Origin of the sequence: Vibrio sp. 2-1-2a, assembly GCF_032648565.1 — a bacterium.
Taxonomy (GTDB): Bacteria; Pseudomonadota; Gammaproteobacteria; order Enterobacterales; family Vibrionaceae; genus Vibrio; species Vibrio diabolicus.
In genome coordinates this window covers 276,633-301,534 of record NZ_WBOH01000001.1, presented here as the reverse complement: position 1 = coordinate 301,534, position 24,902 = coordinate 276,633, and the positions used below count along the sequence as shown (strand labels likewise).

Sequence of the window (24,902 nt, the reverse complement as noted above, 5' to 3'; positions counted from 1 at the left end):
GTATGCTGAATATATACTTTTTTATATGTGACCTATGTCCTAACTTATTTTTCAACGTTAAGTATGATTAAGCAAGTTGGTGAGCACAACTCACAAAAATATCGCCAACAAATCGACATTTATAATTCGCTATAAGCTGCTGTTTATCTGGTGACATCGCTAATCGGGGTAATTTATTCAGATTAAAGAGGTCAATGGACATGACAGACCAAGCTTTTTTTAAATATGTACGCAACTTTAGTGAGTATCAAAAACGTTCTATGTTCGGTGGTATCGGTTTATTCACCGATGACGCTATGTTTGCGCTTGTTAGCAATGATTGCTGCTACTTACGTGGTGGTAATGGATTGGACGAAGTGTTTACTCAACTGAATTGCGAAAAATATAAGCACGTCAAAAAACAGACGACGGCAACCGTAAATTATTATGATGTAACAGATTTGTTTGAATCCGGATATGCAGGACTCGATGAACTGGTACAAAAATCAATTGAATACTCAATTAAGGAACGAAAATATCAAAAGTCTTCTGCCAGTAGACGTTTGAGAGATCTGCCAAATATGCAGTTAACTCTTGAGCGAATGGTCAAGAAAGCAGGTGTTGATGACGTAGAAACCTTTTTAGAACTTGGACCTGTAAAAGTCTTCAACAAAGTTAAAGTGGCTTATGGCAATGACGTTGATGTTAAGTTGCTTTGGAAATTCGCTGGTGCCACTGACGGTGTTCATTGGAAACTGATTCAAGAGCCGCGTAAAAAGCAGTTATTGGCGCTGTGTGAGTAAGCAAGCTGAACGCACGATGATTGACTCGTTTTGATGGAGTTAGCGGGTCGTAAAGGCAAGTGTTGAAAGCGGAAAAAGGACATTGAAGTTTTTGACCACTTCATTGAGTTAGTCATTAGATTAGACAAAAAAACCGAGGCATGGGCCTCGGTTTTTGTTTTTTAATTTGCTCTTTTCTTAAAGCACAAATCTTAAAACTTAAAACGCGTGGTGAACATTACCTGATCACCATAAAAGTCGTTGATACGCGCTTCAGCGCCTAGAGAGAAAAGCTCAGTTGAGTGGAAACGAGCGTATGCTGCACCGGTCCAGTCGTCATCGTTATCAATAGAAACGTAGCCGACTTTGCCGCCTACTTCTAATTGAGGACCTAACCATTGACGAACACCTAAGTTCAGTTCCATACCTACGTCAGTGCTGCTATCGCTTGAAGGTTGTACAACGCGCATTAGCATTTCACCTGTAAGGTCAGCCCAGTTGTTTAGTGGCGAATGAAAGCCAAAACCAGCGGCTGAGTCAAAATCACTTTCAAACTCAGAGTCGATACGAGCAATAACATGTGCGTTAGGGTGAATTGATTTGCTGAATCCAGCACCAAATGTCACAGGACTTGCGCCAATACGTGCTTCGAAATAGTCGTAGCTAAAGTTGCTCATAGTTGCTGGCGCATTGCGGTCGTTTGCGGCTAGGGCATGGCTTGATGCCACTAGTAAGGCAGCGGCTAATAGTGTTTTACGCATAACTAACGATAAACCTTGTTCATTATTTCCATGGATTCAAGCAACCACTTGAACCGTAATCTGATTTGTCCGACATCATAATAAAAAGGAAGGTCCACGACCAACAAAAATGTGTCGATGTTTTGTCAATTAACTTAATAGTTAGTTGGTTTAAGCAAAAACTACGCCATATACATAACGTCTAAGAGCATCAATCGGATAAATAGTGATGCTTTTCCATACTCGCGCTATTGCGCGAAATAACGTGGATCAGCTGGTTTTGGTGACATTCACGCTAGAGCCACGCATATTACTCCCCGAAGCTTGCTCTGCGTTCAGCCATGGCATTGAGGATCGCCTCAGAATCAAGGACTTGAGTCCAAGATAGTAAGTTATCATCATTTGCAATCATAAAAGCAGTAAGCTGAGACACGATTGCTTTTCTCAATTCTTCACCTCTCCATGGTTTGGCAATGTAATAGTCCAGACTTGCGTTATTGACGGCCTCAACGGTGTCTTCTAAGCCGGCTTGTCCTGTAAGTAAGACTTTGCGGGCTGCTTTTGTGTCACCATTTTGACTGAGTTCGATTAAGAAGCTAATCCCAGTTTGCTCCGGCATAATGTGGTCGCATAAAACGAGCGCAAGCTGAACTTCCTCTTCCGCCATCTCCTCGATCACTTGCCTTGCTTCAGTGACTGATTCCGCTCCCTCGACAATAAAATGTTCCTCAAAGGGAGCGAGATCCTGGAGCACGCTATCCAAGACTTCTCGTTCGTCATCGACACATAAAATTAAATACTTGGTCATATTTCATCTCCTTTTTCGATGACTGGTAACCAGACTGTCATTCGTGTGAACTTGTCGAGCTCTGATTCGACGTCAATCCATCCTTTATGTGCTGTCACGATTTGCTGGCAGATGGACAGCCCAATGCCTAAACCAAAGTTGCCTTCTTTTTTCGTCGTGAAGTTGAGCTCGAAAATGGCTTCTCTTTGCGATTCAGGAATGCCACACCCATTATCTTCAAACGAGATAACGGCGTAATGTGTATGATCTTTTTCTGCAAGACGTGTTTGTATTTTTAAAACGCCTTTTTCCGGAAATGCATCAATGGCGTTAGAGACCAAATTCGTCCATACCTGTTGGAGTGCGATTGGTTGACAAAGGATAGGAGGTAAATCCGCATAATCAGTGGAAACCTGATGCATTTTTAGTTTGTTTTCGAAGATCACCAAGGTGTCTTCAATACCTTCATGAATATCAGCATAGTGCTGGGTCTCATCATCTGAGCGTGCGTAACCTTTAAGGCTTTTCACCATATCTGCAATTCGCGCAGCACAGACGTTAATCGAGCGAAGAGTGGAACCTGCTTTGTGGTATTGCTCAAGAGTATCGAGAACATGAGAAGACACTTGCTGTTTTTTCGTTAGTTGAGTGAGTAACTCGTGATCTGACTCTAGCCCAAGGTTCACCACTTTCTTTGCCAGTGTTCGGTCTGGAAGGGCATGATTAAGTGCTTTAACGCGTGATCTGAGCTCAGCGGTTGAAGCGGGTTTTGCGGTTTGAGCTTTGCTCAACAACTCAATGCCTTTGGTTTGTATATCGGAACTGGGTACTTCGTTAAGTAATCTTTCTAGCGTATGCGTTAAATTCTCTACGCCCCTCAATATCGCTGCTATCGGATTATTTAGTTCATGCGCCACGCCCGCAACCAACTGGCCGAGCATCGCCATTTTTTCTCTTTCAATGAGTTGCTGGTGGGCAGACTCCAGCGATTCGAGCGTTTTTTGAAGTTGCAGCTTGGTGTTGATGCTTCTTTGTAACCGGCGGTTGAAGTGGCGTAAGAGCAAGTTTGTAAAAAGAGGCAGCAAGTTTGAGTCGCTTTGCATCACTTTATTGAATACGTTGCGATCGAGTTTGATGACCTCTGTCTTTGTCAGCGTTAGGGCTGTCGAGAAAGAACATTCTCCAGTAACAAACGACATGCCTCCGACAATATTACCTTTGTTATGGCGTACAACCTCTCGCTGCATGCCTTGCTCATCGCGCTTGTACAGAGCCACTTCACCATCGGTGATAAACCACAAGAAGCTATTTGGCTCGCCTTCTACGGTTAATAAGTGTTCAGTTGAATAGGTGCGGCACGCTCTTGTTTCGTCATTATCTTTGAAAAATTGCTGGAGAGCGGAGATCACTTGCTCGGCTAACTCAGCATCAGACATCGAGTGGTAGTCGTGTAAAAAGCCCGCTTGATAATGGCTCATCTGATTATTGATGTGTGCTCGCAACAAGCTGTGATGATCCAATATCTGACTGTAACTTAGCAGGTCTTCTTTACCGTTTCGCAATATAAATTGGGTCAGCTCTTTTTGCACTGTGTTAAATAAGACGTGATCTGGCAAAGGTTTAGTGAGGCAGTGGTCGAGCCTGCCCTCATTAACGGCAGTGAGAATTGCCTCTATATCAGACGAGCAGCTAATAAGAATTTTTCTTGCTTGCTCGGTATGCGGCATCCGGTCTAAACCAATAAGAAAATCCACGCCATTAAAATGAGCGTGATGGCTCGCTATGACTAAAGCAACAGTCTGTTCTCTTTCTTCCAGATACTCTAAAGCGCTTTGAGCCTCTTCTATCGATTCGACAGAAAAAATATCAAACTTACTTGAGAAGGCAGACAGCTCCAATCGAAACTGTTCAGCACTGATTGGGTTGTTGTCGAGACACAACACAGCATAACGATTCACAGATGTTTTAGCTCCGGTTAAAACTTCGCCACGCAAACTTTAACAATAAAAGGACATGATGAGTGGGAGCCAAGTATGATTCCTGATTAATGGACTAGAATAAGCATCAATAGTCTGATTTGTCTCAATGTTTTCTCCGCAGGTGGTTTGGGGTAGACTGACCGAAAATACCTAATAAGTGACGTTATGCAAAATCTTAAAAAAATCGGCGCCATTGGTGGTGCTATCTCATTAGCGCTGTGTTGGCCATTGGCTGTCGGACAAATTGGTCAGTCCATCATTGAAGATGGTATTACCAATATGAATGATGAAATGATTAAAGGCGAAGTGGTCGAGTATCAGCGTGGCTATTTGTCTTCAGTCGTGCTGACTCGTTATTCAGTTGTTGACCCTGAGCTTAAAACGCAGCTAGAGCGTGATGGTATGCCAACGACGTTTGACGTAACCAGTGATGTTAGCCACGGTCTAACAAGCCTAACAGCAGATTCAAAATTGGTGGACAATGACTTTTTGCCTCTCACGATGCATAGTCAGACTCAACTAAATGGCAATACGGCATTCACCCTTGACCTAGACAGTTGGCATTATCGTAACGAAGCGCAAGGTGTTTCTGTTTCTACAAGCCCTGCAAAAGTGACAGGGGATGTGACGGTATTGGGTGATCTCAATTACCAAGTTTCTGTTCCCTCTGTTCAAGTGGATTTTGAAAACGGTGAAGAGCTTCATCTGAATGCATTGACAGGTCAGGGTAAAGGTAAGCAAGCAAAAGGCTATTGGCTGGGTGAGCAATCTTTTTCTCTAGAGAAGCTGGATGTGGTTGATTCGAACTTAACGCCTGTCTTTTTGATTGAGAATGCGAGTTACCGTGGCAACACTACGATGAATGAGTCTGGTGATAAGCTGAACAGTCAGCTGAACCTAGATGCTAAGAAACTGCGTTTAACTGATGGTACGGATGTCGATAACTTTAAGTTGGATTTCTCAATTGCAGATGTGGATAGCCAGTCATTTGACCAAATTATGTCTATCTATCAAAGCTCTCCAATGTTAGACGAGCAGGAAATTGCGAGCTTATTGCCGCATGTTGACACGCTGTTTAGCAAAGGTTTTGATTTATCCGTGAATGAGCTTTCACTTGCGTTTGGTGACGGTAAGTTCCATAACGAGTGGCAATTATCCATTCCTGAAGGTACTGACCACATTACTCAAGACCCAATGAAGTTGATGACGGCGACTACTGGTGAGCTCAGTACTTACTTCTCTGACGAATTAGTGACGCACTACCCATTTATTCAAGAAGGAATCGATGAGCTGCTCATCATGGAGTTGATCGAGAAAGTCGAGGGCGGTTATCAACTCAAAGCAGAAATCGGTGAAGGTAAATTGAAGTTCGAAAATGGACATGAGTTCCCATTAGTGGCGCTACTTATGCCCGCCTTGATGCAACAACAGTAGCCAAGTATTGTTGCGGAATTAATCCAATTTAACGCTTAGTCTTTAAAAAGAGGTCGTAAGACCTCTTTTCTTGTTTTTATCGCTGCGAAAACGTGATATTAATTTCGTAATATTTACATAGCAGGAGCAATGAGCATCATGGAACAAAATACGGACAACGTATTTAACTTCAGTGCAGGGCCAGCAGGTCTGCCTAAAGCAGTTATGCAGCAAGCACAACAGGAACTAATCGATTGGCAAGGCCTTGGTACTTCGGTCATGGAAATCAGCCATCGAAGCAAAGAGTTCATCAAAGTTGCAGAAGAAGCCGAGCAGGATTTACGTGATCTTCTGAATATTCCGGACAACTATAAAGTGCTGTTCTGCCAAGGTGGTGCTCGTGCTCAGTTTGCTGCTGTTCCTCTAAACTTACTTGGTGATGCCGAGACGGCAACTTACATCGACGGCGGTTATTGGGCTGAAAGTGCGGTAGCTGAAGCGAAGAAATACTGCGAGCCAGACGTATTTGATGCAAAAACAGAAATCGACGGAAAAGTAGCCGTTCTACCTGCAAACGAATGGAAAATTGCTCCAGAAGCGGCTTACGTGCATTTCTGTCCAAATGAAACCATTGACGGTATCGAGATTAACGATCTTCCAGTCACCGACAAACCAATCGTTGCTGACATGTCTTCGACAATTCTTTCTCGTGAAATTGATGTGTCGAAATACGGTGTGATTTACGCGGGCGCTCAGAAAAATATTGGTCCTTCCGGCATTGCTATTGCTATCGTGCGCGATGATTTATTAGGTATGGCGAAGCAGGTACTACCAAGTATTTTGGATTACACTGTTTTGGCTGAGAAAGAATCAATGTTCAACACGCCACCAACCTTTGCATGGTACCTGTCTGGTCTTGTTTTCAAATGGTTGAAGGCGCAGGGTGGGGTAAAAGCGATCGAGCAAGTGAACCGCGCTAAAGCCGCACTACTGTATGATTATATCGATCAGTCTGATTTCTACCGTAATGGCGTGCACTCAGCAAACCGTTCTTTGATGAATGTGCCATTCCAACTTGCGAAACCTGAACTGGATGCAACCTTCCTTGAGCTAGCAGACTCTAAAGGGTTGAAAGCGCTAAAAGGTCACCGAGCCGTTGGTGGTATGCGAGCATCCATTTATAACGCCATGCCGCTAGAAGGTGTACAAGCGTTAATCGATTTTATGCAAGAGTTTGAGAAAAACTACGCGTAAACTCAAACTGATAGTTGTTCTCCAAAGCGTCGCTATTGCGGCGCTTTTGTTTATCTCAACTCACATCACTCCAGGAAGGTAAAATGACCAAGGCGAATATTGAAGCGCTGATCAAGCAGTTCCCACTCTTGGCGCCACTTATTGATCTTAAGGAGGTCTGCTGGTTTAACCCAAACATAACCTCTTTAGCAGAAGGTTTGCCTTATGTGGGGCTAGATGAAAAAGATATTCAAGCTGCGAGTGAACGGCTTGCACGATTTGCGCCTTATTTGATGAAAGCGTTTCCCGAAACGGAAGCTTCGCATGGCATCATTGAGTCTTCTGTGGTGGATGTTCCCAAGATGAAAGTGCGTTTGGAGCAGCAATACGACACGCCAATATTGGGCCGTTTAATGCTCAAAAAAGACAGTCATCTGCCAATTTCTGGTTCTATCAAAGCGAGAGGTGGCATTTATGAAGTGCTCACCCATGCAGAAAAGTTGGCGTTTGAAGCTGGCTTACTCTGCGAAACCGATGATTACAGCAAATTGTTCAGCAATGAGTTTCGGCAGTTTTTTAAGCAGTACAGTATTGCGGTTGGGTCAACGGGTAACCTCGGTATGTCCATTGGCATCATGAGTGCAAAGCTTGGTTTTTCAGTCTCGGTTCACATGTCTTCTGATGCGCGGGAGTGGAAGAAAAATAAGCTCCGGTCACATGGCGTCAAAGTGGTGGAGTACCAGCAAGACTATGGTGTTGCCGTTGAGCAAGGTCGTAAAGAAGCTGAGCAAGACCCTAACTGCTTCTTTATTGATGATGAAAACTCGCAGACGTTGTTTCTAGGTTACTCTGTTGCGGGTGAGCGTCTAAAGCAGCAGTTTGATGACTTGGGAATCGTGGTTGATGAGCATCATCCGCTCTTTGTTTATCTACCCTGTGGTGTTGGCGGTGGGCCTGGTGGCGTGGCATTTGGTTTGAAAGTCGCGTTTGGTGATCATGTTCATTGTATTTTCGCAGAGCCAACGCACTCTCCGTGCATGTTGTTGGGCGTGCATACCGGCTTGCATGACGAGATTGCGGTACAAGATTTGGGTATCGACAACATGACCGCTGCTGATGGATTAGCAGTAGGGCGTGCGTCGGGATTTGTCGGTAGAGCGATGGAAAGGCTAATTGATGGCTTTTACACCATTGATGATGCTCGTATGTATCACCACTTGGGTGAGTTAAGTGAACTCGAAGGCATTAACCTAGAGCCTTCTGCATTAGCTGGTATGGTTGGGGCAGTGCACGTCTCGAATAACCATGCTTATCAGTCTCAAATGCAATTTGACGAAGAAAAACTCAGAAACGCAACGCATCTTGTTTGGGCAACAGGTGGAGGCATGGTTCCGGAAGAAGAAATGGCGGCTTATCTCAAAAAATCAGGTCGGTAAATCAGCCCTGTATACGTACTTAACTAGGCAATTAACAATACAGGAATAACAAAAGGGCCCATCGTTTGATGAGCCCTTCTCGTCACAGAATATCGAATTATAGAGACTGTAATAGCTGGTAGTAACGACCTTTCTGAGCGAGTAGCGTTGGATGATCGCCTTGCTCGATGATCTCACCTTGTTCCATCAAACAGATACTATCCATGTTTTCTAATTCTATAAGTCGGTGTGTAATGAATACCACTGTCTTATTAGCAAAGTGTTCATTGAAAAGCGCCATCACTTTTTGTTCCGTACGCTTATCGAGGCCTTCAGTCGGTTCATCTAAGAGTAGGATTGGGGCATCACGTAGCAATGCGCGAGCGATACCGATTCGGCGTTTCTCACCACCAGATAACTGACGACCACCGTCGCCTAACCAAGCATCTAACCCTGGAGCCTCAAGAAGGCCACCAAGTTCGACTTTTTGAAGAATCTCAGACAGTCGCTCATCACTTGCTTCTGGAGCGGCCATAAGTAAGTTGTCACGCAGTGTTCCATTCAGTACATCAACGCGTTGACTTACCACTGTCATTGCTTCTCGCAGGTCAGACTCGCTCCAATCTTGCAGCTTTGTACCACCGACTCGAACTTCACCTTGGTTTACATCCCAGTAGCGACAAAGAAGCTGAATCAGTGTTGATTTACCTGAACCTGTTTGACCTACAATCGCTGTTTTAGTGCCCAACGGTAGTGAGAGTGACAAGTCTTTCAGCACCTTTTGTTGACCGTCAGGGTAAGTGAAGTCAATGTTGTCGAATTCAATGTCTAACGTTGTGCCTTTATGTTTCGATTGCTCAGGGAAGACAACGTCCGGTTCAGCCAAAATTACTTCATTTAAACGACGAGCAGAAGTCAACGTTTGACCCAGGTACTGGAACGCGCCCGCAATAGGCATCAAAATTTCAAAACTTGCCATCGTTGCAAATGCAAACAACGCAATCCAAGGATCAGGAGTACGACCTCCTACGCCGTCTGCAGCAAACCAAAGCATCACAACCAGTGTAAGACCGTTCACAAGCATAAGCAGGCCTGAAGCCATGCCCGTTAAATTCGCGTTCACAAACTGATTAGACAACAGCTGCTTTTGCTTCTCTAGAATGAGATTGCGATAACGCTCTTCTGCTCCAAAGATACTCAGTTCGCTGTAGCCTTGAAGCCAGTCCAGTGTCGCCACTCGTAATTGCGCTTTATGATGAGTGAGATTCTCGCCATTGTTTTTACCCAGTTTATAGAACAGTACCGGCCATACAAACAACATGACGGTAAGAATCGAGCCAAGCAGTAGGGCGAGATGCCAATCAAAGAATGCCAGGACAGCCGTTAAACTCAATATGCCAAAAATACCAATCACGACAGGGCTGATAAGTCGAAGGTAAACGTGATCCATCGCATCTACGTCCGCCACTAGGCGGTTGAGCAGATCGGCATCACGCATCGTAGAAACACGACCCGGAATCAGTGGTGCAAGTTTCTTAAAGAAGAAGATACGTAAATCGGTAAGCAGCTTGAACGTTGCATTGTGGCTGACGACACGTTCTCCCCATCGACCTGCGGTTCGAGCCATTGCAGCGCCGCGTACCCCGGCACCTGGTAACATGTAGTTGAAGGTCTCACGAGCAACCGTCAAGCCTGCCACCGCTGCGGCTGAAATAAACCAACCCGATAGCGTTAATAAGCCAATAGATGCAGCTAAGGTCAGAAATGCCAATAGCATACCTAGAGAAAGACCAAACCAGTGTTTTTTATAGAGTTTTAGATAAGGGAGTAAATCACGCATCTAAGTTCCCCTTGTCTGTTTCACGTTGTGCGAGGTTCGCTTCCAACATGTCTTTAAATAAGCCATCTTCTGTCGACAGTGTGTCGTAATCACCACATTGAACAATCTGGCCGTCCTGCATAACAAGAATTTGCGATACGCTTTGTAAAGGTGCCAACTGGTGAGTAATTATCAAATTCGTTGTGGCATGTGCGTACTTGTTAATGCCTTCCATGACGAGTTTTTCACTACGAGCATCTAAGCTTGCGGTCGGTTCATCTAATAACCAAAAACGACCATTTTGTAGCATAGCGCGAGCCAACGCTAAACGCTGGGCTTGGCCGACAGATAAACCACCAGAGCGGTCAGATATCGGGTAATCCAACCCATGCATTTCAACAAATTCAGCAGCATGAGAGTCATTCAAAACAGAATGAACGTCTGCATCTTGAATGTTGTGTTTGCCTAACGTGACGTTATCTCGAATGCTGCCATGTAATAGCATTGGGTTTTGACCAATCCAGCTTACGGCCTCTCGCCATGTGGCTAGATCCAGTTGTGACAATTCACAACCATTAATCTTCAAGCTACCTTGATAAGGCATGAAACCGAGGATGGTGTTTACCAAGCTTGTTTTACCTGCGCCACTTGGTCCAACTAAAGCCGTACTTTTGTTGGCTTCAAGAGAGAAGGATAGGGGACCTGCGAGCTGCTGACCTTCCGGACTAAAAATGGTTAACTGGTCCGCTTCAATATAGATAGGGCTGTTTTTATCTAACGCTTGGGTACCATCTTTGATTTGATCGACTTCCAAATCTAGAAACTCGACAATACTTTCTGCTGCGCCAACCGCTTGCTGTTTCGCATGGTAGAACGTGCCCAAATCACGTAATGGCTGATAAAACTCTGGCGCAATAATCAGAATGAACAAGCCAGCAAACAGCGTAACACCTGTGCCGTAGTAGCCGAAATCGAGCTCTCCGATATAACTAAAGCCAAAGTAGACGGCGGTAATTGCGATAGAAATGGAAGTGAAAAACTCTAAAACCGCAGAAGATAGAAACGCGATCTTCAGAACGTCCATGGTGCGAGTACGAAAGACTTCCGAAGCACCTTTCAGAGTTTCAGTTTCAGATTTTGTTCTATCGAATAAGCGAATGGTCGTCATTGCTTGCAAGCGGTCATAAAAGTGACCGGACAAACGCTGCATCGCTTTAAAGTTTTTACGGTTTGCTTCTGCGGCTTTCATCCCAACCAGTGCCATGAAAATAGGCACTAGTGGTGCGGTGACGAGGAAGATCAAGCCTGCCGCCCAGTTTACTGGGAATACGACAACCAAAATAATGAAAGGCACTAATACCGATAATGACATCTGAGGCAAGTAGCGAGAGAAGAAATCTTGCATATCTTCTACCTGCTCTAAGATGAGCGTCGCCCAGCTGCCGGCAGGTTTGCCTTTGATGTAAGCTGGCCCAAGTTTATGAACTTTATCTAAAATGAGTTGGCGAATATAAACTCGAATTTGCTCACCGCAACGGTAACCGGCAAGCTCTCGACCCCAGGTACAAGCAGCTCGACCGATAACCGTGCCACCAAGCCCAACAAAATGCCAAATGAGGTCGGCTTTGTCGACTTGGTCAATGATTAACTGGTGCAGAATGGAGGCGAGCAGGGCTGCTTGAGCCAATAAAAACACGCTTGAAAGTACGCCTAGACCTATCGCAATCATAAGCCAGCGCTTGGCTAACTTACTTTGTTGCTTAAGCCACTTATTCAAGCTGCTTTGCTTTTTCTTATCCATCGTGAAGGCTTAATGATAATTGTTTTAATGAGGCGGTAGTATACAAAAGAAAACCCAGCGGGAATACCGCTGGGCTTTAAGGATATGACACAAATGTGAAAAGTTATTTGTCACCAAGTGAGTCTAAGAAACGCTCAGCATCTAATGCCGCCATACAACCTGTACCTGCTGATGTGATAGCTTGACGGTAGTTATGGTCCATAACGTCGCCTGCTGCAAATACACCTTCAATGCTAGTTTGTGTCGCGTTGCCTTCTAGGCCAGACTTAACGATGATGTAGCCATCTTTCATGTCTACTTGGCCTTCAAAGATTTGTGTGTTTGGCTGGTGGCCGATCGCAATAAACGCGCCCATCACTTCAAGGTCTTCAGTCGCACCTGTGTTGACGTCTTTAATACGAACGCCAGTTACGCCCATGTCGTCGCCAAGTACTTCATCGAGAGTTCGATCGGTATGAAGAACGATATTACCGCTTTCAACTTTATCCATCAGACGTTTCACAAGGATCTTCTCTGCACGGAATGAATCGCGGCGGTGGATCAGGTGAACTTCTGACGCAATGTTAGATAGGTAAAGTGCTTCCTCAACAGCAGTGTTACCACCGCCCACCACTGCAACTTTCTGATTACGGTAGAAGAAACCGTCACAGGTTGCACAAGCAGAAACGCCGCGACCTTTAAATGCTTCTTCAGACTCAAGGCCAAGGTATTTTGCTGATGCACCGGTAGAAATAATCAATGCGTCACATGTGTACTCGCCAGAATCACCTTTTAAACGAAATGGGCGTTGTGATAGTTCTACTTCGTTGATGTGATCAAACACGATCTCAGTTTCGAAACGCTCGGCGTGCTCTTTCATGCGATCCATCAATGCAGGACCTGTCAGACCTTCAGCGTCGCCGGGCCAGTTTTCAACTTCAGTAGTGGTGGTTAGCTGACCACCTTGTTGCATTCCCGTCACAAGCACAGGGTTTAGGTTGGCACGCGCTGCGTAGACGGCAGCTGTGTATCCTGCTGGACCAGAACCAAGAATTAATAGTTTACAATGTTTTACGTCGCTCATTATGGCTCCAAAAAGGGCTGAACATTTCCCTCGATTGTATGGAAATTCTTAGTGCTTTAAAAGCATAAACAACGATTGTGATCGAATAATTGGTTATAGATTAGAACCCACTAAAGATTGATAAAGAACGTTGACTTCTAGCATAAAATTCTATTCGTAGTAGAGAAGTCTAGTTTCAAATATCGCCAAAGCGCAAAACTGAAACATGGCTCTGTATTTTTGCTTTGGATTGGTTTGTTATGTTGTTTTTGTTATTTTGTTGAAGCTATCAACGTTAAAAGCTGGCAATTACAGAATATTTGCGTAACCTAGTGTGTAAATTAAATGTTAATTAATGTGCCTCATTAAAGGAGACAATGATGTTACATTCACGTGAGAATACTCTGCATTTAACACAGCTCAGCATGGCAGCAATTGAGCAGCTTTCCCCATCGTTTGAAGAACTGCCTCGTACCGAGCATGCAGATGGTCAGTATCGACTAAGACGTTATTCTGTGGTTGGTTTTGATAACGGCAAAGTCATTGACTTAAACAAAAACAGCTTTGTTCAATCGTCTGATATCAACCGATTCCAAGGTGATGTTGTAAGACAATTTGAGCCGATTGAGAAGGATATTCTCACCAGTGATGGTTTCCGAGAAATGTGCGAATTGTTTGTCAATGCGAATCATTTGCCTAACGGCCAGGAAATAGAAATTCACCAAATCCGAATCACAGCGCTAGAAGAAGAAACTCAAGTGGCACCTGAAGGTGTGCACCAAGACGGTTTTGATCACATTGCAATGGTTGGCGTAGGACGCCATAACATCATTGGTGGCGATATCATGCTGTACAGCAGTCATAACCAAGCCCCATTTTTCCGTAAGGTGTTAGAAACGGGTGAGGTTGCAATATTGGCAGACAGTAAACTGTGGCACAACGCGTGCCCAATCCGTTCTGTCATTGATGATGAAGCGGGTCATATGGATGTGTTTGTACTCACGGCTACGGATAAGCGCAATGAACTTCAATCTTAATCTGATCAGAGAGCAGTTTCCGGCACTCGCTCAATACCATAACGACAAGCCTGTGACGTTTTTTGATGGTCCAGGCGGGTCACAGGTACCTCAATCAGTGCTAGATAGCATGGTGGGATATTTAGGTCGTTTCAACGCCAACTTAGGCGGGCATTATTTTTCTAGCCAAAAGACGGTTGACGTGATGCAAAATGCACGCGAGTCAGCGCAAGCTCTGCTTAACGCGCCGTCATCTGGCAATATCGTCTTCGGTGCGAACATGACATCGTTAACCTTTCAGCTTAGTCGTGCGATTAGCCGAGATTGGCAAGAGGGAGATGAGATCATTGTTTCTGCTTTGGACCACTATTCGAATGTGTCCAGCTGGCAGCAAGCGGCAGAAGATAAAGGCGTTACGGTTCATCAGGTTCGTATCAACGAAGATGATTGTACGTTGGACTTGGAGCATTTAAGCAGCCTTCTTTCTGATAAAACGCGCCTTGTAGCGGTGACCTATGCATCGAATACGACAGGTTCTATCGTGGATGTGCAGCGAGTAGTAAGCATGGCGCACAACGTTGGGGCACAAGTTTATGTGGATGCCGTTCATTATGCGCCGCATCATTTGGTTGATGTTCAAGCGTTAGGCTGTGACTTTTTAGCTTGCTCAGCTTACAAGTTTTTCGGCCCGCACGTTGGTATTGCTTACATAGCCGATCAGTGGCTGCACAGTATTCGTCCGTACAAAGTCGAGCCTGCAACCAATATTGGGCCAGGCCGATTTGAAACGGGGACGCAAAGTTTTGAAGGTCTTGCAGGTGTCGTTGCTGCGGTTGAGTATCTGGCTCAATTTGGTGAAGCCGGTTTACCTCTTCGTCAACGATTGGAACAAAGTTACCAGTTGTATGAACAACATGAGCAACGCTTGAGTGAGCGTTTCTTACAGCGTCTGAGTGCACTAGATGGTGTCAATCTATTTGGCATTGCGAAAGAAGATAGCCAACTCCGCACACCGACTTTTGCGCTAACATTCGACCGATATTCTCCAGAATTTATCGCGAAAACGCTGGGTGAACACAACATCTGTGTTTGGAACGGCCTCTTTTATGCGCTGGGCTTAGTTCGTCAACTTGGTCTAGAAGAGTCGGGTGGTGTGGTACGAATTGGTTGCATGCATTACAACACAATAGAAGAAGTCGATATGTTGTTCGATGTACTAGAAAACATCCTTGATGCGTAACTGATCATATCTTCCTGATAGAAAAACAAAAGCTCGAGTCAAACTCGAGCTTTTTCGTTTTTATTTCAACAAACCAGCTATATATGCGTATATGCAATTAGGCGCTCACCTCCACTTCATAGGAAGTGAATTTTCTTACGTTGATCACGCCAGTGTCAAAAATGAGGTATTGACCTTTGATGCCTTGCAAAGTGCCAGTAACAACGGGGTTTTTATCGAAATTATGCGAGGTGATCTTAGTTGGGTGCTGTTGTACCGGATAGCTAAGGTCGGTAATGCTTTCGCTTAATACTTCAATTGCATCTTCACCGAATTGCTGTTTTATCTCAGCAATCTTGTCTTCGACTAAAGGTAATAGCTCAGCAAAACGATCTTGCAGTGCCATTGGTTCACCATCGCCTTTCAGCAGTGTGCGCCAATTGGTTTTATCTGCGATGTGTTTCGCCAGTTCAACTTCAATTAATCCGGAGATATGTCGAGTTTTTACCTTAAAAATTGGCAAACCCTGAGTCGCACCTTGATCAATCCAACGAGTTGGGATTTGCGTATGACGAGTGATACCAACTTTTAAGCTGGATGTATTGGATAGGTAGACAAAGTGATCCACCATGCAGTTCTCTTCGCCCCATTGTGGCTCGCGACAAGTCCCTTGGTCGTAGTGGCAAGTCTCTGGCTTCATGATGCACATATCGCAGCTTGCTAGCTTTTTCATACAGACAAAACAATGGCCTTGCGAATAACTCTTTTTCGTTTTCTTACCACATGAGCAACAAAAAATATTGCCCGTGTGAGTCAGTGTGAGCGTTTTACCCAGAAACGGCGATAGATCAATCTCTTCCTCACCAACAGGTAGACGGTAACTAACAGCACCGTCCAGAGATGCACGCATTTTATTTAGCGTACCAGTTGCAATTAATGACATGACATTACTCATTATTGTGTTTTTGCACAGTATATCCGAAGTGGTGATGAGATGCAGGGTTGACAGACACATTAAAGCGAAATGTATCGCTCTGAAATGTTATGCACTGGCCTTCATGGGTTAGGAAATACGGCTGTGAAATGCTTCGCAAATAACAAGTGAACCGCATTTTTGAGAGATTTAAAAACGTGATAACGGTTCAAAACACGTTACCATGTATCGAAAGTAAGAACGAAGACTAAAAGTAATTTTGTTTCTTGATAAATGACTTTGTTTGAAGTTCGAAAAATCATTGAGTACATTGTATTGTATATAAGCTGAGCAGGTCACTCGCCCATGAAGTGGATCCATAAATTTATCTTTGCCCTCTCTATTTGCACTATTAGTTTGGTTGCGCTTTATAGTGTTCTTGGCGATACACGAAAGCTGACCATTACACCAGAACATTTCAATATCTATGCGACTAAAGACGCCAGCGAAGGTGGCTTGAGTGAGGCTGATATTATTTACGATAAGCAAAGCCTAGTTCTCAGCTGTGACTTAAAGCAAAGCTCGTATGCTTGGCCTTATTGCGGAATCTCTGTTTATACCGATTCCACAACGCCAACACAGGGGATTGACCTTTCCAATTACCATACGATTCGATTGAAAGTGAGATATGAAGAGGCGGGGGTGGGGCCCAATCCGAGCCATGATTTGCGTTTATATCTGCGCAACTATAACCCTGAGTATTCCAAACCAGACGACGAGTACACGATTAAATACAATGGCATGCAGTTTTCTCCGTCCGGTTCAAACGACATCATCGAAATTCCGATTAAAAATTTACAGGTGATGACGTGGTGGTTAGTAGACAACAAAGTCGCGATTGAACACTCTGCACCTGAATTTTCAAACATCACACGTATTGATATCGCGACCGGATCTGGTGCGGCACTTGGCGAGCACAAAATTGTGATTGATAAAATTGAGTTTGAAGGCGCTTACCTTGCACAAGAAACGTTACTGTATGCGCTCTTACTCTCTTGGATGGCGCTTGGACTGGCATTTTCGCTGCACGAATTACGAAAAAATCGAGTCGCTTATGAAAAAGCGAAAAAACGTCATCGTCATTTAGAGAAGGTGAATGGTACGTTGCGAGCTCAAAACTATGAGTTTGCAGAGTTGGCGCATCGCGATGCGTTGACGGGAGCGATGAACCGTCACGCAGTTCAGCACTGGCTTGAGCAGCAATCACGGCAAGTTCGCTGGGGGCATAGTACATTCAGTATCCTTTATATGGATTTGGATAAATTTAAGAAGGTGAATGACAAATTTGGGCACCAAATGGGGGATGACATATTGCGCGAATTTGTCATGGTGGTGGCAAGTTCCATCTACCCAGATGACCGACTTGTTCGTTGGGGGGGAGAAGAATTTGTTGTATTTTGCCCTGACACCAATATTGATCAAGCTGTGAAGAAGTCGGAAATGATTCGCAAAAATGTGGAGAGTCATTTGTGGGTACACGGTGAATCATTAACATGCAGCATTGGCGTCGCCCAAATGCAAAATGAACGCGTCTCAGAAACCATGGCGAGAGCAGATGAAGTGCTCTATCAAGCGAAGCGCAATGGTCGTAACCGGGTCGAGGTTCATTATGGTTTGCTTGCCTGCGAAAAGAAGCAAGCCTAACGATTCGTCACTCAAAGGAATAAAAAAAGGTGGCCAACTGGCCACCAAGAGGGAAACTGCTGAACACCACTTAGGGGGAAGTTTGGGTCATCGATATGATTACCGTGAGCAGCAGTGTAGTGCTAATCGAACTTGCTATTTTTTACCAGAACAACCAAGCGAAAAGCGTTAGTGCAGCAATACAGGCAATGTTTAAGACGAAGCCAATTCGCATCATTTCTTTTTGCTTGATATGACCCGTACCGAACACAATCGCGTTTGGAGGTGTTGCAACTGGTAACATAAATGCACAAGATGCAGCGACGGCAATCAATGCAGAGAGAATGACCGGAGACATGCCTAAGGCCTCTGCGATGGTTGCAAATACAGGGACCAGCAGTGCAGCACTAGCGGTGTTACTTGCAAACTCAGTCAAGAAGACAACAAAAGCAACCACTGCAAGAATCGTTAGAAGAATACCGGCTTGCTCAAGGAAGCCTGACAAGCTATGAGCCAAAAATACGCTTGTTCCGGTTGCTTTTAGGACGTTACTCAAACAGATGCCACCACCAAATAGGATTAACACACCCCAGTCGGTTGTTTTCTCAATATCTTTCCACTCTACAGCGCGAGAAGCCCCAAGTAGAAGGATGGCGCCAATGGCTACAAGAGTATCGAACTTAGCGAAGCCACCCAGCATAGCGTTAATAGGCTTACTGAAAATCCAAAGCGTGACCGTCAGTAAGAAAATCGCCAGCGTAATCATTTTGCCGTTTGTCCACTCGACTGGTTGATGGTCAAGATCAAACTTGTGGCTAAGATCAGGCTTAGTCATGGTGTACAACACGAGAATAGCGATTGGCATTAGTACTAATGAGATAGGCACACCGAGCTTCATCCACTCAGTAAAACTTAGGCCGACTTCAGCTGCTGCAATGGCGTTTGGTGGGCTACCAACCAGCGTTGCAATACCACCAATCGAAGCACTGTAAGCGATGCCGAGCAGAACAAACAAAAAGGTATTGTGATTTTTCTTCGCGTCTAGCTTTGTCATCACACCCAGTACAAGGGGCAGCATCATAGCAGCAGTGGCGGTGTTTGAAATCCACATTGATAGGCCAGCACTCACACCAAATAGCATGAATACAGCGACAGACATTTTGCCTCGTGCGAGTAACAGCACTTTATCAGCAATAGCTTGGTCTAACTTCTGTTTATGCAAAGCTGCAGCAAGTGCAAAACCACCTAAGAATAGAAAGATGATGGAGTTGGAGAAGTTGTTCAGTGCGGTCTGAGTGTTAAACACGCCTAAAAATACCGCAAGTAATGGTATGAGCAGCGCGGTTATGCTGACGTGAATCGCTTCGGTTAGCCAAAGAATAGCAACAAAAACTAAGATGCTCAGGCCGGTTACTACTTGTGGCTCAAAGGGTAGGGTATTAAACAAGATAATGAACAATACGATATTCGCGTTCAAAATCATGCTGTTGCGAGTGAAGAACCAGTTCTTCAATGTCACAGCGAGTGCGGTCATGGGTAGTGCTCCTTTTGCATTGCCTTTTGTCGGTTTTTTTATGGCAAAGTAACTGACTTGCAGTTATTTATTGATTAAATGTTACTTGGAATACAAAAAAGAGTTTTGCCTGAATCGTAGAGCAAATTAGAAAATGTGATGTTGAGAATTGGAAATGGGTAGAAAACTACCCATTTGTTTTATAGAAATGTTATTAGCCTTGTGAGCTGCGTTGTTCCTCTATTCGACGGGAACTTGCAGAGGCTCATTAGATATTTTTTCAGGCTCTTTTACTGCAACGATAGGCTCTTGAGGACCAAGAAACTTGGGCTGCGTATTAATAATGTAGAGGTCTAAAAAGGCTTTCACACGGGCGAGCAACTCTCGAATACGCATTGATGTTTTTTGTTTGTTTGTCGTAGGTCCTGCTACCGCAAGACACTGCGCATCAATGTTGTAAGCATCGGCAATAAACAGCGCTCGCTCACAATGAAAGCGCTGAGTCACAATCAGAAAGCGCTCCGAAGCAAAAATCTTTTTCGCCCTCACAATCGAATCTAGAGTACGAAAGCCAGCATAATCAAGGTGAATCACTTCCTCAGGCACACCGGCTTTAAGTAAGTCGCGTTTCATCGTCCACGGTTCGTTGTAGGAGCGATGGGCGTTATCGCCACTCAATAAAAACTGTTTTACTTTGCCTTGGTTGTAAAGCTCAATCGCCGCATTAATGCGATGAGTGTAGTAAGTGTTGAGGATCTTACCGATGTATTTACTGGTACCGAGAACCACAGCAACCTCATGTTGAGGTATTTGTTCGTATTCAGTGAAAATGCTTTCTTTGGCTTGTAAAACCACCCACCGGTCGATGGCAATAACAGAAACAAGCAGACTAAGTACAGAGATCGACAAAATCAAAGCAAGTCGCTTCCAGGAAAATTTCAGCTTCCACTTTGATCTTATGCGAGAAAACAACAAAACGTTTTATATCCTTAACTAAAAATGTAGTTCTCATCATATCTGATAGAAACAAAAAGAGAGAAGCCCATTTATGCCAAAATCTGGTTAGGATGATAAAAAAATAAAAGCCCCTACATGGTAGGGGCTAATTATTAAACGAAATGTCTCAAGCTTAAAACGCAGTGCGTTTGTAACGACGGTAAACCGGTTGCCAGAACGATTGTTCAATCGCTACGTTCAATGCTTCATCAGTAATTTCTAATGCCACACCTTGTTCGATTGCCTTCTTACCAACAGCAAACGCGATCTTTTTCGATACCGAGTGGATCTCTTCCAACGGTGGAAGTAGCGCACCACGACCGTTGATTGCTAGAGGAGAGCATGTTGCGAGCGCACGGCTTGATTCCATTAGCATCTCGTCGGTGACACGTTTTGCGTTTACAGCAAGTACACCAAGGCCAATGCCAGGGAAGATGTAGCTGTTGTTACATTGGGCAATAGGGTAAGTGCGACCTTCATGAACCACAGGCTCAAATGGGCTACCTGTTGCAACCAGTGCTTCACCATTTGTCCAACGAATGATGTCGTTCGGTGTTGCTTCTACGCGGCTTGTTGGGTTCGACAGTGGGAAGACAATCGGACGCTTACAGTGTTTATGCATTTCTTCGATGACTTCTTGGCTAAATAGGCCAGGAGCACCAGAAACACCAATTAGTACCGTTGGCTTGGCGTTACGCATAACATCGAGTAGTGAGAAGCCATTTCCTTCATTTTCCCACTCTTTCGTATTGGTATGTTTCTGCACCAGGCGTTGTTGGAAATCAAGAAGGTTAGGCATGCCTTCTTGTAACAGACCCCAACGGTCAACCATGTAAACTTGTGAGCGAGCTTGCTCGTCAGAAATCCCTTCCGATACCATTTGTGCGATGATCGCTTCTGCGATACCGCAACCAGCAGAGCCAGCGCCCAAGAAGGTGATACGCTGTTTAGACAGCTGAGTGCCTGCTGCTTTACAGGCGGCAAGTAGAGAGCCAACAGTAACGGCCGCCGTGCCTTGAATATCATCATTGAAGCAGCACACGCGATCTTTGTAACGCTCAAGAAGAGGCATCGCATTTTTCTGAGCAAAGTCTTCGAACTGGATCAAGGCATCAGGCCAACGGCGCTGTACTGCTTGGATAAACTCTTCTACAAATGCATCGTATTCTGCACCCGTAATACGAGGGTGACGCCAACCCATGTACATCGGATCAGCTAAACGTTGTGGGTTATTGGTACCCACATCAAGCACGATTGGTAGCGTGTAAGCTGGGCTGATACCACCACACGCGGTATAAAGTGACAGTTTACCAATAGGAATGCCCATGCCGCCGATACCTTGGTCACCCAAGCCAAGGATACGTTCACCATCTGTCACAACAATCACTTTAACGTTGTGGTTTGCTGCATTATTCAGCAAGTCGTCAATACGGTCACGGTTCGGATATGAAATGAATAGACCACGACCACGGCGGTAAATGTTAGAGAAGTTTTCACATGCTGCGCCGACAGTTGGCGTGTAGATGATAGGCATCATCTCTGAAATGTGGTTTTGCACTAGGCGGTAATACAGTGTTTCGTTGGTGTCTTGGATATTACGCAGATAAATGTGCTTATCCATATCGCTTTCGAAACTCTTGTATTGCTGGTAGGCACGTTCCACCTGCTCTTGGATTGTTTCGGTAGACTCTGGAAGCAAGCCTTCTAAGTTGAATGAACTACGTTCTTCAGCAGAGAATGCACTGCCTTTGTTCAAAAGAGGGGTTGCTAAAAGAGCCGGACCCGCATATGGAATATATAGTGGGCGTTTATCGTTGTTCATTGGGTGCCTTATGTAGGGTTGAAGGATGCGCACCAAATTTTAACGGGTTCACCATTTAGTTGTAAACATGCGTTGATGCACATCAATGTAATGTCGCAAAAAAACTCAGATACCGCCGAAAATATCGGCAATATTGGTTGTTTAGAGATACCTAAAGCAGGATTTTTTTACTTGGGTATAATGTTCTGCATCATCAAATCAAATCCAATTTATATGTTTCAACTACCTATCGACAGCCTGCAAGCTGAGTTTGACCAACATGTGAACCAAAACCATCTCGTGGTGGAAGCCGAAACCGGGTCAGGTAAATCTACCCGTTTGCCTATGTGGGCGGCAAAACACGGACGCGTGCTGGTTATTGAACCACGTCGAATTGCTTGTACCTCGTTGGCTGAATATCTTGCGGAGCAATCTGGTGAGCCAATAGGTCGCAAAGTTGGTTACGCGATCAAGCTTCATGCCTACTTTGATGAAAAAACCGAAGTTGTATTTGTGACTCCGGGAGTCGCACTGCGTTGGTTTGCGGAAAACAAGCTAGCAGGTTTCGATATCGTGATAGTGGACGAATTTCACGAGCGACGCTGGGATATTGATCTATTAACCGCAATTTTGAAGCAAGAAAATCAACATCGGTTGATCGTCACTTCCGCTACGCTGGAGGGCGAAAAGCTAGCGCGTTACCTGAATGCGAAGCGTCTGCGATCTGAAGGGCGTTGCTTTCCAGTCACGGTGACACATCGTTCTTTAGACAGCCGTTATTTACCGAATAAGAAGGGATGTGAACAAGAGGTTGTCAGAGCGGTAAAAGAAGCATTGGAAGATGAAGATGGCGATATTCTTGTTTTTCTCCCAGGACGTAAAGAGATCACCCAATGTGCTCAGATGTTACAAAGTTGCGGCGATGTCATGGTGGTCAAACTTCATGCCTCGGTTAGTGATGAAGAACGGCACCGCGCGTTAACTACGCAAAAACAACGAAAAGTCGTATTGGCAACCAATGTTGCGGAAACCTCCTTAACGATACCTAACATCCGAGTTGTCATTGATAGCGGCTTAGAGCGTCGAACCATTCAACGTAACGGTCGCACAGCGTTAACGCTGACCCACATTTCTAAGGCCAGCGCCGCGCAGCGAATGGGGCGGGCGGGCCGAGTTGCTGAAGGAGCTTGTATTCGTCTATATGGTGAACACGCGCCTTTAGAATTAGTGACGCCTCCAGAATTGCACAGAGAAGAGCTCGTCGAGCCCATGCTGGCAGCGGCTTGTTGTGGATACCGTCTTTCAACACTCGATTTTCTCGACTCAATTCCTCCAAAGTCGCTAGAGGCATCTCATTCGACGTTGTTATCTATGGAAGCAATTGATGAGGATGGCAATGTTACGCAGCACGGGAGAAAAGTATATCCACTACCCATTGATGCACTGTTTGCCGATCTTGTTACCAGAATTCAAGCGAAGCCAGAGAAGGAAGCAATGATTGATTTGGCTGCCGCCTTATCTGTGCCTGCGCAGCTCTATCAGCGACAAAGTGGCGAAATCGCTGAGCTTCTATCTCAAGAGGAGCCATACGGATGTGATGCCTCTTTGCTTATCCGTTTGGTTCGGGGGGAGCGACTTCCGGGCACTGTCATTGATGCCAGCGCACTCGAAGAGGCACAAGGTTTAGCGAAACAAATGCGAGAAGTATTTGAATTACCGGAACTTGACGTTGCCTCTCGATATAAACGTGAAGCGCTCTTTTCCTCCATCGCCTCATTGCACCCTGAGCTTGTGTTTGTCCGACGAACTCGTCGAAGAGATGCATTGGGAAATGGTGTTGTCGAAATGCTGGTTGGGCGTAACAGCCGCTTTCCTGATAAAGAAGAAGCGGCCATCGTGCTAGATAGCCATAGCGTGCCAGGACGAGGCGTTAAGCAAACACTGAACCTCGCATCGGTCATGATGCCTATCCCGCTAACATTATTACGCGAACTTGAGTTTGGGGAGTGGCAACAAGGCGAGACGAATTATGAAGAAGAGACGCCAAGAGCAACAATGCATTTGGTCTACGCCGGGCGAACAGTCTGTTCTGAATACCAAGCGTTACAAGGTGATGTTGCTGTTCAGTCTATTGTCGAAATGATAGAAGATGAGACACTGTTACCAGGTTTTGCTTCTCAAAGAAAACAACAAATCCAACACTGGAAACTCTACAACGCATTGGGCCTTAATGTCGAAGAAGAAGAGGTTAACGACTTGGCCTCCTTGACATTTTCTAGCTGGTTAAAGGATCAGTTGGAAACATTAGGCGTTGAAAATGTCGATGATATGGCGTTGTTTGAACCGGAAGACTTAACATTTAACGGTGTTCCGGAATGGGAATACGACGATTTCACGGAGCAGTACCCTTTAGAACTTTCGCTGCCAGAACTCCAACTGGATGTTGAGTATTACGCGTCTCGCAAGCTGGTACAGGTCATTTATCGAGAGGGAAACCGTAAGGGAGACCCGAAGCGCTGGGAGCTGCCACGCTGGGCTGGTTGGAAGATACAGTATAAAAAGGCCAGTCGAGTGATTGATGTGAAGTAGGTAGGCGGATGACGTTGTGACAAGAATGGATATTTTTTTGGTGAATCTATAATAATTTCATATTGATAGCGTTACTTACGTGTTGTTTTTAGTTTCTTAATTGAAATATTAATCAATTGAATGCTTATATATGGCGAAGCTGTACATCAGTTGTTACAAAGCTGGTTTTAATATTTCCTTTT

General features: G+C 44.8%; 18 protein-coding genes. 8 read left to right on the top strand and 10 right to left on the bottom strand.

Annotated features, from left to right (window positions below; translation table 11 throughout):
- Window positions 1-194: 194 nt before the first annotated feature.
- A complete protein-coding gene (locus F7Y48_RS01480; RefSeq protein WP_005393210.1) occupies window positions 195-782 on the top strand; it encodes a TfoX/Sxy family DNA transformation protein in 588 nt (195 codons plus the stop codon).
- Window positions 783-973: 191 nt separating this feature from the next.
- On the opposite strand, the gene F7Y48_RS01475 is transcribed toward F7Y48_RS01480, so the two are convergent.
- The 3 genes from F7Y48_RS01475 to F7Y48_RS01465 all read right to left on the bottom strand — a co-directional run bounded on the left by F7Y48_RS01475 (window position 974) and on the right by F7Y48_RS01465 (window position 4,246).
- Complete coding sequence (locus F7Y48_RS01475) at window positions 974-1,522, bottom strand: hypothetical protein (RefSeq protein ID WP_005393208.1); 549 nt, start codon at window positions 1,520-1,522, stop codon at window positions 974-976.
- 289 nt (window positions 1,523-1,811) lie between these two features.
- On the bottom strand, window positions 1,812-2,309 hold the full coding sequence (locus F7Y48_RS01470) for a response regulator (RefSeq protein WP_145532238.1): 498 nt from the start codon (window positions 2,307-2,309) through the stop codon (window positions 1,812-1,814).
- Window positions 2,306-4,246 (bottom strand): ATP-binding protein, encoded by a 1,941-nt coding sequence (locus F7Y48_RS01465; protein ID WP_256964811.1) that lies wholly within the window; start codon window positions 4,244-4,246, stop codon window positions 2,306-2,308. The genes F7Y48_RS01470 and F7Y48_RS01465 overlap by 4 nt, the downstream gene beginning before the upstream one ends.
- Window positions 4,247-4,432: 186 nt before the next feature.
- Here F7Y48_RS01465 and F7Y48_RS01460 point away from each other — a divergent pair, with 186 nt between their 5' ends.
- The 3 genes from F7Y48_RS01460 (at window position 4,433) to F7Y48_RS01450 (ending at window position 8,349) form a co-directional block, all read left to right on the top strand.
- Entirely contained in the window at window positions 4,433-5,701 is a 1,269-nt protein-coding gene (locus F7Y48_RS01460; RefSeq protein WP_005393205.1) for a DUF945 family protein, read from the top strand.
- 138 nt (window positions 5,702-5,839) lie between these two features.
- Window positions 5,840-6,934 (top strand): 3-phosphoserine/phosphohydroxythreonine transaminase, encoded by a 1,095-nt coding sequence (serC, locus tag F7Y48_RS01455; protein WP_316679917.1) that lies wholly within the window; start codon window positions 5,840-5,842, stop codon window positions 6,932-6,934.
- An 83-nt stretch (window positions 6,935-7,017) separates the two neighbouring features.
- Complete coding sequence (locus F7Y48_RS01450; protein ID WP_316679915.1) at window positions 7,018-8,349, top strand: D-serine ammonia-lyase; 1,332 nt, start codon at window positions 7,018-7,020, stop codon at window positions 8,347-8,349.
- 97 nt (window positions 8,350-8,446) lie between these two features.
- On the opposite strand, the gene cydC is transcribed toward F7Y48_RS01450, so the two are convergent.
- From cydC to trxB, 3 genes are all read right to left on the bottom strand, one after another.
- Complete coding sequence (gene cydC, locus F7Y48_RS01445) at window positions 8,447-10,168, bottom strand: heme ABC transporter ATP-binding protein/permease CydC (RefSeq protein ID WP_316679913.1); 1,722 nt, start codon at window positions 10,166-10,168, stop codon at window positions 8,447-8,449.
- Entirely contained in the window at window positions 10,161-11,948 is a 1,788-nt protein-coding gene (gene cydD, locus F7Y48_RS01440; protein WP_316679911.1) for a heme ABC transporter permease/ATP-binding protein CydD, read from the bottom strand. Before cydD ends, cydC begins: the two co-directional genes overlap by 8 nt.
- Window positions 11,949-12,051: 103 nt before the next feature.
- Entirely contained in the window at window positions 12,052-13,011 is a 960-nt protein-coding gene (gene trxB, locus F7Y48_RS01435) for a thioredoxin-disulfide reductase (RefSeq protein WP_005393195.1), read from the bottom strand.
- Between the two features lie 359 nt (window positions 13,012-13,370).
- On the opposite strand from trxB, the gene F7Y48_RS01430 reads away from it, so the two are divergent.
- Together F7Y48_RS01430 and F7Y48_RS01425 are read left to right on the top strand one after the other, a co-directional pair.
- Window positions 13,371-14,027 carry a 2OG-Fe dioxygenase family protein gene (locus F7Y48_RS01430; protein WP_005393193.1) on the top strand — a complete coding sequence of 219 codons (657 nt, stop codon included), beginning with the start codon at window positions 13,371-13,373 and terminating at the stop codon, window positions 14,025-14,027.
- Window positions 14,011-15,246 carry a cysteine desulfurase-like protein gene (locus F7Y48_RS01425; RefSeq protein WP_316679908.1) on the top strand — a complete coding sequence of 412 codons (1,236 nt, stop codon included), beginning with the start codon at window positions 14,011-14,013 and terminating at the stop codon, window positions 15,244-15,246. Before F7Y48_RS01430 ends, F7Y48_RS01425 begins: the two co-directional genes overlap by 17 nt.
- A 97-nt stretch (window positions 15,247-15,343) precedes the next feature.
- Here the strand turns inward: F7Y48_RS01425 and F7Y48_RS01420 are convergent, their stop codons facing one another.
- A complete protein-coding gene (locus F7Y48_RS01420; protein WP_065645312.1) occupies window positions 15,344-16,168 on the bottom strand; it encodes a DUF2797 domain-containing protein in 825 nt (274 codons plus the stop codon).
- A gap of 336 nt (window positions 16,169-16,504) precedes the next feature.
- Here F7Y48_RS01420 and F7Y48_RS01415 point away from each other — a divergent pair, with 336 nt between their 5' ends.
- On the top strand, window positions 16,505-17,842 hold the full coding sequence (locus F7Y48_RS01415; RefSeq protein WP_114322450.1) for a GGDEF domain-containing protein: 1,338 nt from the start codon (window positions 16,505-16,507) through the stop codon (window positions 17,840-17,842).
- A gap of 142 nt (window positions 17,843-17,984) precedes the next feature.
- On the opposite strand, the gene F7Y48_RS01410 is transcribed toward F7Y48_RS01415, so the two are convergent.
- The 3 genes from F7Y48_RS01410 to F7Y48_RS01400 form a co-directional block, all read right to left on the bottom strand.
- Window positions 17,985-19,355, bottom strand: a complete 1,371-nt coding sequence (locus F7Y48_RS01410; protein ID WP_005395853.1) for an SLC13 family permease — start codon at window positions 19,353-19,355, stop codon at window positions 17,985-17,987.
- A gap of 219 nt (window positions 19,356-19,574) precedes the next feature.
- The gene (locus F7Y48_RS01405) at window positions 19,575-20,309 is read right to left on the bottom strand and encodes a vancomycin high temperature exclusion protein (RefSeq protein ID WP_031780501.1); all 735 of its coding nucleotides are present in this window, start codon (window positions 20,307-20,309) and stop codon (window positions 19,575-19,577) included.
- A gap of 154 nt (window positions 20,310-20,463) precedes the next feature.
- Window positions 20,464-22,152: an NAD-dependent malic enzyme gene (locus F7Y48_RS01400; protein ID WP_005395857.1), complete on the bottom strand. Its 1,689-nt coding sequence runs from the start codon at window positions 22,150-22,152 to the stop codon at window positions 20,464-20,466.
- A gap of 213 nt (window positions 22,153-22,365) precedes the next feature.
- On the opposite strand from F7Y48_RS01400, the gene F7Y48_RS01395 reads away from it, so the two are divergent.
- A complete protein-coding gene (locus F7Y48_RS01395) occupies window positions 22,366-24,720 on the top strand; it encodes a helicase-related protein (protein ID WP_316679903.1) in 2,355 nt (784 codons plus the stop codon).
- Window positions 24,721-24,902 lie beyond the last annotated feature (182 nt).